This is a genomic window from Robertmurraya sp. (assembly GCF_036676585.1).
Classification (GTDB): domain Bacteria; phylum Bacillota; class Bacilli; order Bacillales; family Cytobacillaceae; genus Robertmurraya_A.
Window position 1 is genome coordinate 1 of the sequence record NZ_JAKFCQ010000101.1, and the last position, 17,009, is coordinate 17,009.

The window sequence follows — 17,009 nt, forward strand, 5'->3', positions numbered from 1 at the left end:
TTTTCAAAACAGAAGGAAGAACGAATTCGTCGAAGATTCCGTTGTTGTAAGAGTCTTCTACAACATCCATAGCGTTTGAGTAGGCAGGACCTTCTCCATACACCATAGCACGGTAAGACTTTTCTACACGTTCCCAACGCTTGTCACGGTCCATCGAGTAGTAACGACCAGAAATCGTTGCAAACTGACCAACACCGTATTCCTTCATCTTTTCTTCTGTTTGTTTGATAAAGTCACCAGCAGACTGCGGTGCTACGTCGCGGCCGTCTAAGAATGCGTGAACGTATACGTTCTTCACACCTTCCCCAGCAGCTAACTTTAGTAGCGCAAATAAATGCTGAATGTGACTGTGAACTCCACCATCAGATAATAATCCGAATAAGTGAAGGTTTGTTCCATTCTTTTTCACGTGGTTGATCGCATTTAAAAATGTTTCATTACGCTCGAATTCACCTTCGCGAATCGATACGTTCACACGCGTTAAGCTTTGGTACACAATACGTCCTGCACCGATGTTTAAGTGGCCCACTTCAGAATTTCCCATTTGACCTTCAGGTAATCCAACCGCTTCCCCAGAAGCAGTTAGCTGTGCGTGTGGATAGCTGTTCCAAAAACGATCAAAGTTCGGTTTGTTCGATTGTGCAACTGCATTTCCCATACGCTCGCCGCGAAGTGCAAAGCCGTCAAGGATGATTAACGCAACAGGAGACTTACTCATTCTTACCTGCCTCCAATAATTGTACAAACGAATCAGCTTCTAAGCTTGCTCCACCAACTAAAGCACCGTCGATATCTGGCTGTGCCATGTACTCAGCGATGTTACCTGGTTTTACACTTCCGCCGTATTGAATGCGAACAGCAGCTGCTACTTCGTTAGAGTAGTTGTCTGCAACCACTTGGCGAATATGTGCACATACTTCGTTTGCATCTTCAGCAGTGGAAGATTTACCTGTTCCAATTGCCCAGATTGGCTCATAAGCGATAACCGTTTGCTTTACTTGCTCATCTGTTAAGCCAACAAGTGCTTTTTTCACTTGATCGCCCACAAGCGTGTTAGTTTCACCAGCTTCACGTTGCTCTAAAGTTTCCCCACAGCAAACGATTGGTGTAATTCCATGCTTAAATGCAGCAAGAGTTTTCTTATTTACAGACTCGTCTGTTTCATTGAACATTTCACGACGCTCAGAGTGACCGATGATCACATATTGAACACCAAGATCAGCAAGAGCTGGTGCAGATACTTCACCTGTGAATGCTCCGCTTTCTTCAAAGTGCATGTTTTGAGCACCGATTTTTACTTCTGTTCCTTTTGCTCCGTCAACTAAACGCTCTAAAAATAATGCTGGAGCACAGATTACAGAATCCACTTTTTCAGAAGAAGGAACGATTGACTTTACTTCATTCAAAAAGCTCGTTGCTTCTGAAAGAGTTTTATGCATTTTCCAGTTACCTGCAATAATAGGTTTACGCATGGTTTTCATCCTCTCTAAAAATATTACTTATCGTTTAACGCAACGACTCCAGGAAGAACCTTACCTTCCATGAACTCAAGAGAAGCTCCGCCACCAGTAGAGATATGGCTCATCTTATCAGCAAGGTTGAATTTTTCAACGGCTGCAGCTGAATCTCCGCCACCGATAACAGAATATGTACCTTCAGATGCTGCTAATGCCTCTGCTACTGCCTTTGTTCCGTTTGCAAACGAATCTAATTCGAATACACCCATTGGTCCGTTCCAAATAACAAGCTTAGACTCTTTAATTACATTGCTGTAAAGCTCAGCTGTTTTTGGTCCGATATCAAGTGCTTCCCAATCTGCAGGGATTTCATCGATTCCAACTGCTTTTTTGTTTGCACTATCAGAGAAGTCGTCAGCAACAATAGCATCAACTGGCATATAGAACTTAACGCCTTTTTCTTCCGCTTTCTTAATGAAAGAAAGAGCTAAATCCATTTTGTCAGCTTCTAAAAGTGACTTACCAATCTCGTGACCTTGAGCTTTAATGAATGTGTAAGCTAAGCCACCACCGATGATTAGGTTGTCTACTTTATCTAAAAGATTGTCAATTACACCAATCTTGTCTTTTACTTTTGCTCCACCGATGATTGCAGTGAATGGTCTTTCCGGATTAGAAAGAGCTTTTCCAAGAACATCAAGTTCTTTTTCCATTAATAGACCAGATACAGCTGGTAGGTGGTGAGCGATTCCTTCTGTTGAAGCATGAGCACGGTGTGCAGCTCCGAATGCATCATTCACGTATACGTCAGCTAGCTCAGCGAATGCTTTTGCTAATTCTGGATCATTCTTTTCTTCCCCAGCATAGAAACGTACGTTTTCTAATAAAAGAACATCGCCTTCAGCCATTTCAGAAACTAAAGCTTTTACGCTATCTCCGTAAGCTTCGTCTGCCTTCTTCACATCTTTACCAAGAAGTTCAGATAAACGACCAGCCACTGGAGTTAAACGCATTTCTTCTACTACTGCACCCTTTGGACGACCAAGGTGGCTAGCAAGGATAACTTTTGCACCCTGCTCAGTTAGGTATTGGATTGTTGGAAGAGCTGCACGAATACGAGTTTCGTCAGTAATCTGTCCATCCTTCATAGGTACGTTGAAATCCACACGGCAAAATACTCTTTTACCTTTTAAATCAATGTCTTTTACGCTTTTCTTGTTCATCGGAAAATCCTCCTATTTAGCATAAGCTTTGAACATTAGAAAAGGAGGGGGATTTTGTTCCCCTCTCCCCTTTTTACACCTATTTTGCTTCAAAATGGAAAGAGTTAAACCCATAATCCATTTATTGTCGCAATTGAAGTTTTTTTCCCTTAAGATTAAAGGCCTTTAGAAGCGATGTATTCAGCAAGGTCAACTACGCGGTTAGAGTAACCAGACTCGTTGTCATACCAAGAGATAACTTTCGCCATGTTGCCTTCCATAACCATAGTAGAAAGAGCATCGATTGTAGAAGAAGCTGGGCTACCGTTGTAGTCAGTAGAAACTAGTGGCTCTTCAGAGTAATCAAGAATTCCTTTTAAGTCACCTTCAGATGCTGCTTTAAGAGCTGCGTTGATTTCGTCAACTGTTACATCTTTGTCAAGTTCAACAACTAAGTCTACTAAAGAAACGTTAGGAGTTGGAACACGCATAGCTCCACCGTTTAACTTACCTTTAAGCTCAGGAAGAACTAAAGATACAGCTTTAGCAGCACCAGTAGATGTAGGGATGATGTTTTCAGCAGCTGCACGAGCACGACGTAAATCTTTGTGTGGTAAGTCTAAGATTTGTTGGTCATTCGTGTAAGAGTGAACAGTTGTCATCATACCGCGACGAACACCGAAGTTGTCGTTAAGAACTTTAGCAAAAGGAGCTAAACAGTTTGTAGTACAAGATGCGTTAGAGATAACGTGGTGGTTAGCTGCATCGTACTTGTCGTCGTTAACACCCATAACGATTGTGATATCTTCATCAGTTGCAGGAGCAGAGATGATAACTTTCTTAGCGCCAGCTTCTAAGTGCTTAGCAGCGTCAGAACGCTTAGTGAAACGACCAGTAGATTCAACTACTACTTCAACTCCAAGGTCTCCCCATCCAAGTTGAGCTGGGTCGCGCTCAGCGATAACTTTTACTTTCTTTCCGCCAACTACTAGGTAGTCGCCGTCAACAGTTACGTCTTCATTAAGCTTACCGTGAACTGTGTCATATTTTAAAAGGTGAGCAAGTGTGTTTGCATCAGTTAAATCGTTTACTGCTACAACCTCTACGTTAGGGTTTGTTAATGCTGCGCGGAAAACATTACGTCCAATTCTACCAAATCCGTTAATACCTAATTTTACTGCCATGATTTGTTTCCTCCTTTAATTGAATAAGGATATTTTTTATTTAAGGGGGTTAACCCTGTAATAACTGTTTTGCGGCTCCTTCATCCGTAATTAATACGGTGTTTTTGGGAGCTTGCTTCATATAAGAGCGAATTGCCTTTTCCTTTGAAGCTCCTCCAGCAACGGCGAGCACATGCCCTGTCTTTGCTAGATCATCGAGCTGAAGTCCAACTGTTCTAACTTTGTGAACCACTTCTCCCGCTTCGTTAAAGTAATACCCGAATGCTTCACCAACCGCTTGCCTTTCTTCGATTTTACGTAAGTCCTCCGCGCTTGTTCGCCGGCGTTGGGCCATTGTCATAGCGTCTCCTACTCCGTGTAAAACCATGCTTGCAGATTTGATTAAACCAAGAACTTCTTTAATATGAGGTTCCTTCAACATCATGTGGTACGTTTCACTGCTTACTTGATCAGGGACATAGAGCACCTTGTGGCTTGATTTGGTTCTTTCAGCCATTTTGGCACAAATGGTGTTGGCTTGATTTTGAACATCTTCCCCAATTCCCCCGCGTCCCGGTACAAAAAGAAGATCTTTGCCGAGGTCTGGAGTTAGCATCTCTGCTACAGTTGCCATTGTTGTACCACCAGTAACTGCGATGATATTTTTTCCCTGCAACGAATTTTTCATACAAAGAGCACAAGCTCTTCCTAATTCGCTTTTTACCCATGGTGACTCATCACTGTTACCCGCTACAATGATCACTTGCTGAATACCAAGTTTCCTTCGGAGTCTTTCTTCCATTTTGTCGATACCTGATATCTCACGCATAACCGCTTCTAATCCCTCTAGTAATTCCCTTCCATCTTCAGTAAGACTCATTCCTACACTTGATATAGTGATTAAATCTTGTTCTTTTAAGAAGGAAACTTCACTTCTGAGGACTCGTTCTGTTACACCGAGACTGACAGATAAGCTTCGACGACCTACTGGCTCCATGGAACCTATGTACTGTAAAATATGAAAACGTTCCTGCATAACAGAGAGCAAATCAGGTAATAATCTTTTTTGGATATCAATGATCGACTGCATATTGATGTCTCCTTCATCCTATATGGACATTATATGTCCCTCATAGACATAATGTGTCCCGCTGAAGGTAAAAAAAATCACCCCTGCTACAAAACTTATTCTAACAGGTGCGATTTCCCTTTTCAACTCATATACGGTGTATTTTTTTTGTAAGCGCTTCGTTTATGAACATTTTGTCTAACTGTCCATATTGAAGCTCCTCTCCGTCCAAAACCACGACAGGGATCATTAATCCATACTGCTCGGTCCATTCATCATTCGTATCAATATCTTTCTCGATAATTTCAAACTCCCAGCTTTCCTGGAGTTCGGTTAAGATCGCTTTTCCTTTTTCGCATAAAGGGCATCTTTTTCTAGTATAAAACTCAATAATCATTAGACAATCTCCTTTAAAATCTCTTTCGCTTTGATGAAGATGGAATTCCGAGCTGGTCCCGGTATTTGGCTACCGTCCTTCTGGATATCACAAATCCATCGTTTTCTTTTAATATATCTAAAATTTCCTGATCGGAATAAGGCTTTGCTTTATCTTCCCCATCAACCAATTTCTTAATGGCATCCTTCACCTGGTTTGACGAAGTAGCCTCTGAGTTGGTCGTGGAAACCATGTTTGTAAAGAACGATTTTAGCTCAAACGTTCCAAACGGGGTTTGCATATACTTTTCACGGACCGCCCGACTAACAGTGGACTCATGAACCTCTATCTCCTCTGCAATTTCTCTCATCGTCATCGGCTTTAAGTGTAATGGCCCTTTTTCAAAAAAGTCCTGCTGTCTTTGTACAATCGCAAGCGACACCTTAGTAATCGTTTCCCTTCGTTGCTCTAAGCTTCTGACAATCCATGAGTAATCTTGTTGCTTTTCTTGCAAGTATTTGTTGAGACTTGCATCTTTTACGGATGAAAATTGCTGATAATACTCCTGCTGGAACGTAAGCTTAGGGAGCACGTCATCGAACACACTGATCTCAAAATGTTTCCCGTCCCATTTGACCGAGACATCTGGTATCACATAGGACGATGCTTCTTCATGAAAGTCAGCCCCTGGGCGCGGGTTTAATGTTTGAATCAAGTCAAAAGCCGCTTGAATATCAGAAAGACTTACGTTTAGTTGTTTGGATATTGTTTTCCATTTCTTTTCAGCAAACTCCTCAAAATGATCATTGACCAATTTTTCCGCTAAAGGATTTCGGTTCGGCATACGGACGAGCTGTAAGAATAAACACTCCCCTAATGACCTCGCGCCTACTCCTGCTGGTTCAAGGTCTTGGATGATAGAAACTACTGAGTCTACTTTCTCGTGTGAAACGCCTAATGCAGTTGCAAGAGATTCGTTGCTCACTCCGATGTAACCGTTTCCATCAATGCATTCTAAAAAAGTCTTAAGTAGCTTCACTTCCGAGTGGTTTATCACTTGCGCATAAAGATGGTCATATAAGGTAGTGGCAGTTTTACCAATTTGCTCAATCCAGTTCTGCTGATCTTTATCTATGACTCTCGTTTTTTTCGGTCTATCTTTGCGGGGATCCATCGTTTTAACATGGGAGGTTTCGATCTGGATAAGGGGATTTTCCAATGCTTTGCTTTCTAAAAAAGCCGTAAGCTCCTGGGAAGAATACTGAAGAAGCGTAATTGCCTGAGAAAGCTCTTGCGTCATCTTTAATTTTAATGTCTGCTGTTGCCACAAACCTGCTTTTAAATTCATCTTCTCACCCCCAATATCTATTTTACATGAAGATAAGAGGGAATTGAATGGGTAGTAAATAAAAAAACACCTGTCTATAGTGACAAGTGTTTCTCCATATAAATGACGCCCTCGGCAGGAATCGAACCCACATCTCAAGAACCGGAATCTTACGTGCTATCCGTTGCACCACGAGGGCCGAAAAGTGCTTATATGCAAAATAAGCGCACTTACATCATACTAGATGATTCGTAATGCTGTCAACGACTAGTCGACCCTTGTTCCCACTCTACTTCATATACTTCTCTATAAACTTCTCTTCTTCTTTCATGCTTAACAGGCCAGTCGCTTTTCCAACATTTCCGTCCTGTAATTCCCATATCGCATTATGGTCACTGACTGCTTGTGAAAAATCCCCTTCAAGCCATCTTTCTAGAATCTTGATGTACGTGTTCGCATACTTATATTCATTTTGATTGGCGACCACCACATCGTAAAGGCGCTTGACTCGCTCTTCCGTAATAAGAATGGCTCCCCATTTTTTTTCTGCTTCTACTTTTTGATGTGACATATGGTGAATAGCAGATTGCACTTCAAATTCTTTTAAGTCACTCGGAAATACTTGCTCCACGTTTTCATCTATTTGGATTTCAAGTCCTCCTTCTTCAACGGATGCCTCTGCTTCCTCTGCCTGCTTGAGCACCCGGTCGGTCCCACCGCTTGATGGAGTGGCATTTGTCCAATACGAAAACACACCAAAACCAGCCATGATTACGAGGCCTGCACTAATTGCTGCGATTTGTATTTTGTTTAGTTTGAAGGTCTTTTTCGTTTCCACGTTTCCCACTCCTCTGCTAATTTTTCTACATTTTATGATGTTGAATTGCTGGATTTCGTGGGGCTGAGAGTGTTTTTGATGGTTTTTTCGCGAATAAGAGAGTGATTCTTTCAGATTCATAGAGTTTGTTTGGTGATTCTGAGAATTCATTTGCGATTTTGAAATTTTACTTGCGATTCTGAGATTTTTCTTGCGATCTTCAGATTTTATTTGCGATTCTAGGATTTTACTTGCGATCTTCAGATTTTATTTGCGATTCTGAAATTTTTCTTGCAATCCTCAGTCTTTATTTGCAATTCACAAAAGTTACTTGCGATTCCCCGACAATATTTGCGATTACTAACCCTCATTCGCATTCAACCGATCCCACTACCCCAAACCCATCCACCACTAACCAATTCCCTCATTATCATTACCCTACATTTTACAACAGTTCCCATTTCCAGTATAGCGGAAAAGCTCAACTTCTTGTTTAAAAAACTGCCCAGTGGGTATGATGGAAAGTGGGTTTAAAAGTACATAGCAATTTGTGTCGAACAATTCTGCAGCTATTTGTTTGACCTTTATTGACCATGAGTGTATCATGAAAATACATACAGTTACACTTTAAACATACTTAACCAATTGTATGTTTGACTCTCATTTAAAGGAGGAAAAAGAAATGAATTTAATCCCTACAGTTATTGAGCAAACGAACCGTGGAGAGCGTGCATACGATATTTACTCACGCCTATTAAAAGACCGCATTATCATGCTTGGAAGTGGAATTGACGATAATGTGGCTAATTCAATCGTCGCTCAGTTATTATTTTTAGAAGCGGAAAATCCTGAAAAAGACATATCCATCTACATTAACTCACCAGGCGGCAGCATTACGGCTGGTATGGCAATCTACGACACAATGCAGTTCATTAAGCCTGACGTTCAAACAATTTGTATCGGTATGGCGGCATCTATGGGTGCATTCCTTCTTGCTGCTGGTACAAAAGGAAAGCGTTATGCTCTTCCAAATGCAGAAGTAATGATTCACCAACCGCTTGGTGGAGCACAAGGTCAAGCAACAGAAATCGAAATCGCTGCAAAGCGCATCCTTTTCCTTCGTGAAAAGTTAAACGGCATTCTTGCTGAGCGTACTGGTCAACCAATGGAAGTCATTTCTAAAGACACAGACCGCGACAACTTCATGACAGCTGATCGTGCAAAGGAATATGGCCTAGTTGACCATATCATTTCACGCAACACGCTTGAAACGAAGAAGGAAGAAAAATAATATTTGAACAGTAAAAAACTCGCTCTCATATACTGGAGCGAGTTTTCTTTATTATGCTTCTTTTTGAACATATTTTTCTAATGCTTCAAGTGCTGCTTCTTCATCAGTTCCATTAACGATCAAATTCACAGATGAACCTGAGCTAACAGCTAAGCTCATAAGCCCCATGATGCTCTTTGCATTTACCTTCTTGCCGTCTTTCTCTAAAAATACTTCTGACGAAAAACGATTTGCTTCTTGTACAAACAACGCTGCAGGGCGTGCCTGTAAACCAGTCTTCAACTTTACTACCACTTGTTTTTCCACCATACTTGCTTTCCTCCCCTATCCTTATCTTTTTATCTATATAATTACATGGTTTTACTCACGTTTTCCCCGACTCGTAGCTTTTCGGCAATTTCGTCAATTTTGCGAAGACGGTGATTGATACCTGATTTACTAATGTTCCCTCCAGATACCATTTCTCCTAGCTCCTTCAACGTGACATCTTGGTATGCAATACGAAGTTCTGCAATTTCTCTCAGCTTTTCAGGTAAAATATGAAGACCTACGGTATCTTGTATAAACCGAATATTTTCAACCTGTCGTAAAGACGCACCAATCGTCTTGTTTAAGTTCGCCGTTTCACAATTGACCAACCGGTTCACCGAATTACGCATGTCACGTACGATCCGAATGTCCTCAAACCTTAGCAGTGCATTATGGGCACCGATAATATTTAGGAATTCGGTGATTTTTTCAGCTTCCTTTAAGTACGTGATGAAGCCCTTTTTTCTTTCCAGCGTTTTGCTGTTTAAACCAAATGTATTCATCAATTCACATAAAGAGTCGTTATGCTCTTTATAAAGTGAAAAAATTTCGAGATGATAAGAGGAAGTTTCCGGATTGTTCACCGAACCTCCTGCTAAAAATGCTCCACGTAAATAGGAGCGCTTACAGCATTTCTTTTTAATAAGTACCTCAGCAATATTGTGAGCAAACACAAATCCTTCTTCTAGGATAAATAAATCCTCTAAGATGATCTTTGCATCCTGTGATAGCCTTACAATATACACATTGTTCTTTTTCAATCTCATTTTCTTTCGAACTAGAAGTTCTACTTGAACGTCGTAGTATCTTTTTACCAACGTATAAATTCTTCGTGCAATCGCAGCATTTTCCGTTTGGATATCGACCACTAGTTTTCGATTAGAGAAGGACAATGAGCCATTCATTCGAATCAAAGCGGACAGCTCCGCTTTCCCGCAGCATTCTTTTCCTTCAATATTCGTTAACTCTTTTTTCGTTTCCGAAGCGAATGACACATCTTCACCTCCTACACAAACGGTTGCTTAAGTTCTTCTACGCTTTAGACCGCTTGCGGGTTTCATTTATTAATAAAGAATATAAAATATTTGCTACTTCCCTTGTGTCATGGCGGATTACTCCATTTTCAAGGCTCATGATTTCTCCCTCTACCACTTCAAGTCCTAAATCATATAGAGTAGTTAAATCAAAGTGTACAGGTTTTGCTAGCTCTTCGCTATAGCGAGTAAGAACCTCTTCTGGGATATGTTCCCTATTTACTAAAATGGTGTTCATAAAATCATTCTTCATATGGTCGTAAATCGCTTTCACATGGTCGCTCGCGGAATAATCAAGCGTCTCACCCGCTTGAGTCATTAAGTTGCATATATACACCTTCTTCGCCTTTGCACGGCACACTTCCTCGCCAAGCTTTGGTACAAGAAGATTAGGTAAGATACTAGTATATAAGCTTCCTGGTCCAATTACGATTAAATCCGCTTTTCGAATGGCTTGAAGAGTTTCTGGCAGTGGAGTCGCATCACCAGGTGTTAAAAACACCCGCTTGATCCGTTTTCCGGAGTAAGGAATTTTCGATTCTCCTGAAACGATCGTGCCGTCCTCCATTTCTGCATGTAACACCACACTTTGTGTGGCAGCTGGAAGCACCTTCCCACGCACGTTCAATACCTTGCTCATCTCTTGAATGGCATGAGTAAAATTCCCTGTGATGGATGTCATTGCTGCTAAAATCAAATTACCAAGCGAATGGCCAGATAACTCGTTAGCTGTTGCAAAACGGTGCTGAAACATTTCCTCAATTAACGGTTCAACATCAGATAATGCCGCTAGTACATTGCGAACATCTCCCGGAGGAGGAATGTCCATTTCATCTCGAAGGCGTCCAGAGCTACCGCCATCGTCAGCAACCGTAACGATGGCCGTAATATCAACGGGAAACTTCTTTAATCCGCGAAGCAACACCGGTAGCCCTGTTCCGCCCCCAATAATCACAATTCGAGGCTGTCGAATCTTCGTCATGTAGTTTGTTCCTTTCTCCTTTCGATGTCACGATGAGTGATTCGAGTTTCATAGTCTTTTTCGAAGTGGTGTGCAATGGTTTCAGTCAATGCCACAGATCGATGCTGCCCACCTGTACATCCAATGGCCACCACGAGCTGCGCTTTCCCCTCGCGTTTGTAATGAGGAAGCATAAAGGCTAACAGCTCCGTTACTTTTTCTAAGAACTTCGTTGTCTCATTCCACTTCAGTACATACTTTGAAACATCCTCATCAAGACCCGTCTTTGGTCTCATCGACTCAATATAGTGCGGGTTCGGTAAAAAGCGAACATCGAAAACTAAGTCTGCGTCAATCGGAATTCCGTACTTAAATCCAAAGCTCATCACATTGACCGTAAAGATCGTTTGCTTATTCGCTGAAAACTCCGTTAAGATTTTTTCGCGTAATTCTTTCGGCTTCATTTGTGAGCTATTGTAAATGAGCTGTGCTCTTCCCTTTAATTCCTCAAGCAGTTCTCGCTCCAGCTGAATACCTTCTAATGGAAGTCCGGACGGAGCAAGCGGATGAGTACGTCGAGTTTCCTTGTAGCGACGAACAAGCGTGGAATCGTCCGCATCTAAGTATAGAATTTGCGGTGTCACCCATGATGTTTCAGCAAGATCATCGAGCGCCTTGAATAAGTGGTCGAAAAACTCCCTCCCCCTTAAATCCATTACAAGCGCTACCTTATTCATCTTATTTCCGGACTCTTTCATAAGTTCAAGAAATTTTGGCAATAAGGTTGGTGGCAGGTTATCCACACAGAAAAAACCTAGATCTTCAAAGCTTTGAATGGCGACTGTTTTCCCTGCACCAGACATCCCCGTTATAATCACCATTTGTGTATCTTGTGTCGCTCCAGTACTCATAAAAATTCCTCCTTAGCTAGGATCAAGACGATATTGAATTAACTGAAAATCGGTTGTATATGTAAAAGTGCCATAGATGATTCCTTGACCGTGGATCATGTAGTCCAATATATGATAATCCCCGTCTGCCATCGGTAAATCTTTAATCTGATGAAAGTCATGCCAAGCAAGCTTTCCTTCCTCTGACTCATCCAGATTGATACCATCAGCTTCTGTTCCAAAAAAGGTGAACATCATCCACTCTGAAACAACTTGGTCTCCATCTTTCATGATAAATGTAAAAATGCCCTTAATATTGGGATTTCTCAAGTAAATACCCGTCTCTTCACGGTACTCTCGAATACAGCAGTCCCTCACTGATTCACCGGGCTCCATCTTTCCACCGGGAGCCACCCACCAGCCACGTCTAGGCTTTTGGAGCAGCAAGACTTTATTATCCTTTACTAATACACAATTTGTCACTCGTTGCACGCTTCAATCACCTCAGAGACTAGATTTAACGACTTTTATTCTTTCTATTATACTATTTTTACAATGGGCTCACAATGAATAGGAAATGGACAAATATAAAAAAAGAGCACAGGACATGTTCCTGTGCCAAAGATATATATCTTAAAAGGGGGTCAATTTCAATTCTTATTCTACACGAACAATGTTTCACTACTGTTACAGTATAATTAATTGGAGATTACGTTTTGTTAAGAATGGATGAAGTGATGCACCAATTTGATTCATAGATGTTTCTCGATGAACTTCATTTCACCCTAAATCTTCATCACTTTTGATCTTCATCAGCTTGATGAACTTCATTTCATTCTAAATCTTCATCACTTTTGATCTTCATAAGCTTGATGAACTCCATTTCATACTAAATCTTCATCACTTTTGATCTTCATAGGCTCGATGAACTTCATTTCACCCTAAATCCTAGATCCTTTATCCCTAAAAAGCAAACAAGCTAACCCCAAAAGGCTAGCTTTTCCTATGTTATGCTTTTTGCTTTAATGATTCCATTAGTTCTTCTACATAGTGTTGCGCAGCTTGAGCGGCGATACTTCCGTCACCTGTTGCAGTAACAATTTGACGAAGTGTTTTTTCGCGAATATCTCCAGCAGCGAAAATACCAGGAACCTTCGTTTCCATACGGTCATTGGTTTCAATGTATCCGTCACTGTTAGTAATACCAAGGTTCGCAAACGGTTTTGATAGAGGAACCATTCCGATGTAGATGAATACGCCATCCGCTTGGAATTCCTGTTCTGCGCCATCTTGTGTTGACACAAGAGTAACACTTCCAACTTTGCCGTCCTTGTCATTGATTTGCTTCACTGTGTGATTCCAGATGAAATCAATTTTTTCATTGTCAAACGCACGTTGCTGAAGAATTTTTTGGGCACGAAGCTCGTCACGACGGTGAACGATCGTTACTTTAGAAGCGAAACGTGTTAAGTACACTCCTTCTTCTACCGCAGAGTCTCCTCCACCAACAACGACAAGTTCTTTTCCTTTGAAAAATGCGCCATCACAAACCGCACAGTAAGAAACCCCACGGCCACCAAGCTCTTTTTCACCAGGAACGCCAATTTTCTTATATTCAGCACCAGTTGTAATAATCACGGCACGAGCTTTATACTGCTTTGAACCCGCAACAACCGTCTTATACTCTTCACCATCAATGACTTCTTTTATATCGCCATACGCGTACTCAGCACCAAACTTTTTCGCATGATCAAACATTTTTGTAGAAAGCTCAGGTCCTAAAATATGGTCAAAACCTGGATAGTTTTCAACCTCTTCAGTGTTCGCCATTTGTCCACCTGGTACACCGCGCTCAATCATTAATGTAGAAAGATTCGCACGTGATGTATACACAGCGGCCGTCATCCCAGCAGGACCAGCACCAGCAATAATGACATCATAGATTTTTTCTTCAGACACGTTTATTCACTCCTTTTAAAAAAGAAAACAATACTTGTATTAGTATTTCCTTGTTACCCTTATCCTATAAAACAAAGTGAGTGGAGTCCAAATATATGCTCACTAAATGAGCCCTTTTACAATTTTGACATATTTTTGGAGGGTGGAGCTGGATAGACTGTACAGCTTTGCCACCTGCTGCTGTGATGTTCGCTCCCCACGTTGCTTTCTCCACATATATTCGGTCGCAGCTGCCAAAGCCTTCGAGTTGTTTGCTTGCACATTTTCTTTCATAAGACCTGGCAAAATGGTAAACCATAATAAAAACAAGCTCGACTGTGTCGTTCCAATCGGTTGATGCTGTTTATAAAGCTCCATTGCTGTCTCGTGACCGGAACGCATGATAGGTTTTTCACATGTTTTCATGCTTAAAAGCTCGACATATTCCTTTTCTATCAAATACTTTGGCTTCATAGAAGTTAAAAGCTTCTCTTTTTCTCCCGATAAAGAAGCAAGGAATAACCCGAATAAACGCTCTTCAATAAAGTTGCTTTCTAGCTTTTGATGAATCGCTTTTGGAATATGCTCAAAGCCAGCTGCTTCTGGCTTATTCTTTTCCCATGGCTCATGCCCTTCTTTTTCAGGGCTGAATTCAAGAACTCTTTTCCATGCTTGCTCAGCCATGGATTGACGATCCGTATGGTACGCAGAGTAAGATAGCCAGTAATAAAACGGTCCGTCCCCTTCAAAGCCTACTCGTTGCAGCTTTCTTAGCCAACCGTAAGCCAGCTCATACTCTCCAACAAGCGCAAAGCTCGCACCAAGTTTGAATTGATGTTCTTGCAGCATCGGCTTAATCTTTTTCAACACTTCCATCAGGCTGCTCAGCTCCTTTTTATCCTTCAGATAAAAAGCAAACACAAGCTTGTTGCACAACGCATGCAAGTTGCCTGGATTTTTCGTGAGTACATCTTCAAGAATGTCGTCCGCCTTGTCTGTTTCTCCTAGATAGAAATAAGCAAGGGCTAGGTTGTTGTAAGCTGACCAATATTCAGGAAATTCCTCGATCACCTCTTCTAATAGGTCAACAGCTCTTGGAAAATGTCCCGATTCTAATAAACGGCGCGCCTCATCCTGCTTTACGATTAAGTCATCCTCTTCGTACAGGTCCTCTTCAAGCTCCTCCGCTTCAAGAGTTAGTAAGTCGATTAATTCTTCCGTATCCTCGACAAACTCTCCGTCTTGATCCAGTTTTAAATACAGCGACGCGTGTGTGTATGCATCTTTAAAAAGGCCGAGATGTGCGTAGTTGTTAGCCAAGAAATAATGACACTCCAGCATATGCTCATCCAGCTCTTCTAAAATTTCGTGCAAATAACGATTGGACTGCTGATAATCACCAAGCTCCGTACAAACAATCGCCAGCTGACAATAAATCATCGGCTCGCCCGGCTCTAGCTGAATCGCACGCTCCAAATATTTTTTTGATTTATAAAAATCCCTCCGTTGATACGCCTTTAAGCCTTTCGCAAAGTAGTATTCACCAGTTGGATGAAAAGATAACAATTTACCTTTAGGTTGATATGCTTTAGAGTCTTTGCTCATGAAATCCTCCATTTAACGTGTTTACAAGCACTTCTTAGATGTAATGAAGTAAGTTATAAAAAATATGATTAACCTAATTATTATATCATAAGTCCTATGTGGCTGAAACCATGAATGTAGAAAGGCTATCGAGGAAGCTTTGTCCAAAAACAAAAAACCAGCCCCTCGGCTGGTTATTTTGCTGCTGATTTTTCATGTCGCTTATTTAATACGGACAATACGTCTCTAGCTGGCAAGCCTTGCTCTACCAACAGTACGTATAAGTGGTACAATAAATCGGCTGCTTCCCACTTTAGCTCCTCGGCATCACGGTTTTTCGCAGCGATGATCACTTCAGATGCTTCTTCGCCGACCTTTTTCAAAATCTTATCAACGCCTTTTTCAAACAGGTACGTCGTGTATGCTCCTTCTGGACGTTCCTTTTCACGGTTGCGAATCAACTGCTCAAGCTCAAACAATATCTGATAGTCTGCTAGGCTTTCCGCACCAGACGCTGCTTCCTCACCTGTGAACACACTCTCTGTAAAACAGCTTGTTGTTCCGTTGTGGCACGCAGGACCAGCTGGTTCTACCAATACAACCACTGCATCTTGGTCACAATCGAACTTCATATCAACGATTTTCTGTGTATTCCCGCTTGTTGCTCCTTTATGCCAAAGCTCCTGACGTGAACGACTGTAAAACCATGTTTCACGCGTATCAATGGATTTATCTAAAGACTCCTTGTTCATATACGCAAGTGTTAATACTTCCTTCGTCACTGCATCCTGAACGATTGCCGGCAGCAAGCCGTTTTCATCAAATTTTACATTCATCGTACATTCACCCCTTTTTCTTTTAAAAATGATTTCACTTCTTCAACTGATGTTTCCTTGTAGTGGAAAATTGATGCCGCTAATGCTGCATCTGCCTTTGCTTCTAAAAAGGCTTCCGCAAAATGCTCAGCGTTTCCTGCTCCACCAGAAGCAATGACCGGCACCGATACCGCCTCGCTCACAGCACGAGTTAGTGCCACATCAAAGCCTTTTTTCTCTCCATCACTATCCATGCTTGTTAACAGAATTTCTCCTGCCCCGCGGCGAACCGCCTCTTTTGCCCATTGTATAACTTCATATTCGGTAGTTTTTCGACCACCATGCGTGAAAACACGCCACGAACCAAGCTCTTCGTCGTATTTTGCATCAATAGCAACGACAATACATTGTGTCCCGAAGAAGTTCGCTCCTTCTGTAATGAGCCCAGGGTTAAGCACAGCTGCTGTATTCAATGACACTTTGTCCGCACCCGCACGTAAAATGCGCTTCATGTCTTCAAGGGAATTGATCCCTCCACCTACAGTAAACGGAATTGCTAACTCGGAAGCAACAGATTTTACCACATCCACCATCGTACCGCGGCCTTCATGCGAAGCAGAAATATCTAAAAAAACTAACTCATCTGCTCCCTGCTCATCGTAAAAACGAGCCAGTTCCACAGGGTCTCCAGCATCGCGCAGCTGTACAAACTGAATTCCTTTTACCACACGACCGTCCTTCACATCCAGGCATGGAATAATACGCTTGGTTAGCAT

Annotated in this window: 17 protein-coding genes, 1 tRNA gene and 1 pseudogene; 1 reads left to right on the forward strand and 18 read right to left on the reverse strand. The window is 41.7% G+C overall.

Translation table 11 applies throughout. The features are described from left to right. From ACGLXV_RS13900 to ACGLXV_RS13940, 9 genes and pseudogenes are all read right to left on the reverse strand, one after another. Positions 1-718, reverse strand: a pseudogene (locus ACGLXV_RS13900) (2,3-bisphosphoglycerate-independent phosphoglycerate mutase); the annotation flags it as partial. Continuing rightward, the gene (tpiA, locus tag ACGLXV_RS13905; RefSeq protein WP_119709961.1) at positions 711-1,472 is read right to left on the reverse strand and encodes a triose-phosphate isomerase; all 762 of its coding nucleotides are present in this window, start codon (positions 1,470-1,472) and stop codon (positions 711-713) included. The gene tpiA and the pseudogene ACGLXV_RS13900, both read right to left, overlap by 8 nt. A 23-nt stretch (positions 1,473-1,495) precedes the next feature. Then, a complete protein-coding gene (locus ACGLXV_RS13910; protein WP_119709962.1) occupies positions 1,496-2,680 on the reverse strand; it encodes a phosphoglycerate kinase in 1,185 nt (394 codons plus the stop codon). Positions 2,681-2,835: 155 nt separating this feature from the next. Beyond that, entirely contained in the window at positions 2,836-3,843 is a 1,008-nt protein-coding gene (gene gap / locus ACGLXV_RS13915) for a type I glyceraldehyde-3-phosphate dehydrogenase (protein WP_119709963.1), read from the reverse strand. Positions 3,844-3,892: 49 nt separating this feature from the next. Next, positions 3,893-4,912: a sugar-binding transcriptional regulator gene (locus ACGLXV_RS13920; RefSeq protein ID WP_391559096.1), complete on the reverse strand. Its 1,020-nt coding sequence runs from the start codon at positions 4,910-4,912 to the stop codon at positions 3,893-3,895. A gap of 127 nt (positions 4,913-5,039) precedes the next feature. Beyond that, the gene (locus ACGLXV_RS13925; protein ID WP_391559097.1) at positions 5,040-5,288 is read right to left on the reverse strand and encodes a glutaredoxin family protein; all 249 of its coding nucleotides are present in this window, start codon (positions 5,286-5,288) and stop codon (positions 5,040-5,042) included. Between the two features lie 13 nt (positions 5,289-5,301). After that, on the reverse strand, positions 5,302-6,615 hold the full coding sequence (gene rpoN, locus ACGLXV_RS13930) for an RNA polymerase factor sigma-54 (protein ID WP_391559098.1): 1,314 nt from the start codon (positions 6,613-6,615) through the stop codon (positions 5,302-5,304). A gap of 106 nt (positions 6,616-6,721) precedes the next feature. Further along, positions 6,722-6,793: transfer RNA gene (locus ACGLXV_RS13935), tRNA-Arg, on the reverse strand. Positions 6,794-6,883: 90 nt separating this feature from the next. Beyond that, entirely contained in the window at positions 6,884-7,432 is a 549-nt protein-coding gene (locus ACGLXV_RS13940) for a DUF6241 domain-containing protein (protein ID WP_119709967.1), read from the reverse strand. A gap of 628 nt (positions 7,433-8,060) precedes the next feature. On the opposite strand from ACGLXV_RS13940, the gene clpP reads away from it, so the two are divergent. Next, positions 8,061-8,702, forward strand: a complete 642-nt coding sequence (gene clpP / locus ACGLXV_RS13945) for an ATP-dependent Clp endopeptidase proteolytic subunit ClpP (protein WP_391559099.1) — start codon at positions 8,061-8,063, stop codon at positions 8,700-8,702. Between the two features lie 51 nt (positions 8,703-8,753). Here the strand turns inward: clpP and ACGLXV_RS13950 are convergent, their stop codons facing one another. The 9 genes from ACGLXV_RS13950 to hisF form a co-directional block, all read right to left on the reverse strand. Then, complete coding sequence (locus ACGLXV_RS13950; RefSeq protein WP_119709969.1) at positions 8,754-9,011, reverse strand: HPr family phosphocarrier protein; 258 nt, start codon at positions 9,009-9,011, stop codon at positions 8,754-8,756. Between the two features lie 41 nt (positions 9,012-9,052). Next, positions 9,053-10,006, reverse strand: coding sequence for a DNA-binding protein WhiA (whiA, locus tag ACGLXV_RS13955; protein WP_119709970.1), 954 nt, complete (start codon positions 10,004-10,006; stop codon positions 9,053-9,055). 37 nt (positions 10,007-10,043) lie between these two features. Then, entirely contained in the window at positions 10,044-11,027 is a 984-nt protein-coding gene (locus tag ACGLXV_RS13960; RefSeq protein WP_391559100.1) for a gluconeogenesis factor YvcK family protein, read from the reverse strand. Further along, entirely contained in the window at positions 11,024-11,917 is an 894-nt protein-coding gene (gene rapZ / locus ACGLXV_RS13965) for an RNase adapter RapZ (RefSeq protein WP_160548677.1), read from the reverse strand. Before rapZ ends, ACGLXV_RS13960 begins: the two co-directional genes overlap by 4 nt. A gap of 12 nt (positions 11,918-11,929) precedes the next feature. Beyond that, positions 11,930-12,388 (reverse strand): NUDIX hydrolase, encoded by a 459-nt coding sequence (locus ACGLXV_RS13970; protein WP_119709973.1) that lies wholly within the window; start codon positions 12,386-12,388, stop codon positions 11,930-11,932. A gap of 516 nt (positions 12,389-12,904) precedes the next feature. Then, complete coding sequence (gene trxB / locus ACGLXV_RS13975) at positions 12,905-13,855, reverse strand: thioredoxin-disulfide reductase (RefSeq protein ID WP_119709974.1); 951 nt, start codon at positions 13,853-13,855, stop codon at positions 12,905-12,907. A 102-nt stretch (positions 13,856-13,957) separates the two neighbouring features. Continuing rightward, a complete protein-coding gene (locus ACGLXV_RS13980) occupies positions 13,958-15,439 on the reverse strand; it encodes a tetratricopeptide repeat protein (protein WP_391559101.1) in 1,482 nt (493 codons plus the stop codon). Between the two features lie 173 nt (positions 15,440-15,612). Continuing rightward, positions 15,613-16,254, reverse strand: coding sequence for a bifunctional phosphoribosyl-AMP cyclohydrolase/phosphoribosyl-ATP diphosphatase HisIE (gene hisIE, locus ACGLXV_RS13985; RefSeq protein WP_391559102.1), 642 nt, complete (start codon positions 16,252-16,254; stop codon positions 15,613-15,615). Continuing rightward, entirely contained in the window at positions 16,251-17,009 is a 759-nt protein-coding gene (gene hisF / locus ACGLXV_RS13990) for an imidazole glycerol phosphate synthase subunit HisF (protein WP_391559103.1), read from the reverse strand. The genes hisIE and hisF overlap by 4 nt, the downstream gene beginning before the upstream one ends.

What these genes read in the sequence shown, in the direction of transcription:
- tpiA (WP_119709961.1), bottom strand. Translation starts at nt 1,472, where the DNA reads ATGCGTAAACCTATTATTGCAGGTAACTGGAAAATGCATAAAACTCTT.
- ACGLXV_RS13910 (WP_119709962.1), bottom strand. Translation starts at nt 2,680, where the DNA reads ATGAACAAGAAAAGCGTAAAAGACATTGATTTAAAAGGTAAAAGAGTA.
- gap (WP_119709963.1), bottom strand. Translation starts at nt 3,843, where the DNA reads ATGGCAGTAAAATTAGGTATTAACGGATTTGGTAGAATTGGACGTAAT.
- ACGLXV_RS13920 (WP_391559096.1), bottom strand. Translation starts at nt 4,912, where the DNA reads ATGCAGTCGATCATTGATATCCAAAAAAGATTATTACCTGATTTGCTC.
- ACGLXV_RS13925 (WP_391559097.1), bottom strand. Translation starts at nt 5,288, where the DNA reads ATGATTATTGAGTTTTATACTAGAAAAAGATGCCCTTTATGCGAAAAA.
- rpoN (WP_391559098.1), bottom strand. Translation starts at nt 6,615, where the DNA reads ATGAATTTAAAAGCAGGTTTGTGGCAACAGCAGACATTAAAATTAAAG.
- clpP (WP_391559099.1), top strand. Translation starts at nt 8,061, where the DNA reads ATGTTTGACTCTCATTTAAAGGAGGAAAAAGAAATGAATTTAATCCCT.
- ACGLXV_RS13950 (WP_119709969.1), bottom strand. Translation starts at nt 9,011, where the DNA reads ATGGTGGAAAAACAAGTGGTAGTAAAGTTGAAGACTGGTTTACAGGCA.
- ACGLXV_RS13960 (WP_391559100.1), bottom strand. Translation starts at nt 11,027, where the DNA reads ATGACGAAGATTCGACAGCCTCGAATTGTGATTATTGGGGGCGGAACA.
- rapZ (WP_160548677.1), bottom strand. Translation starts at nt 11,917, where the DNA reads ATGAGTACTGGAGCGACACAAGATACACAAATGGTGATTATAACGGGG.
- ACGLXV_RS13980 (WP_391559101.1), bottom strand. Translation starts at nt 15,439, where the DNA reads ATGAGCAAAGACTCTAAAGCATATCAACCTAAAGGTAAATTGTTATCT.
- hisIE (WP_391559102.1), bottom strand. Translation starts at nt 16,254, where the DNA reads ATGAATGTAAAATTTGATGAAAACGGCTTGCTGCCGGCAATCGTTCAG.
- hisF (WP_391559103.1), bottom strand. Translation starts at nt 17,009, where the DNA reads ATGCTAACCAAGCGTATTATTCCATGCCTGGATGTGAAGGACGGTCGT.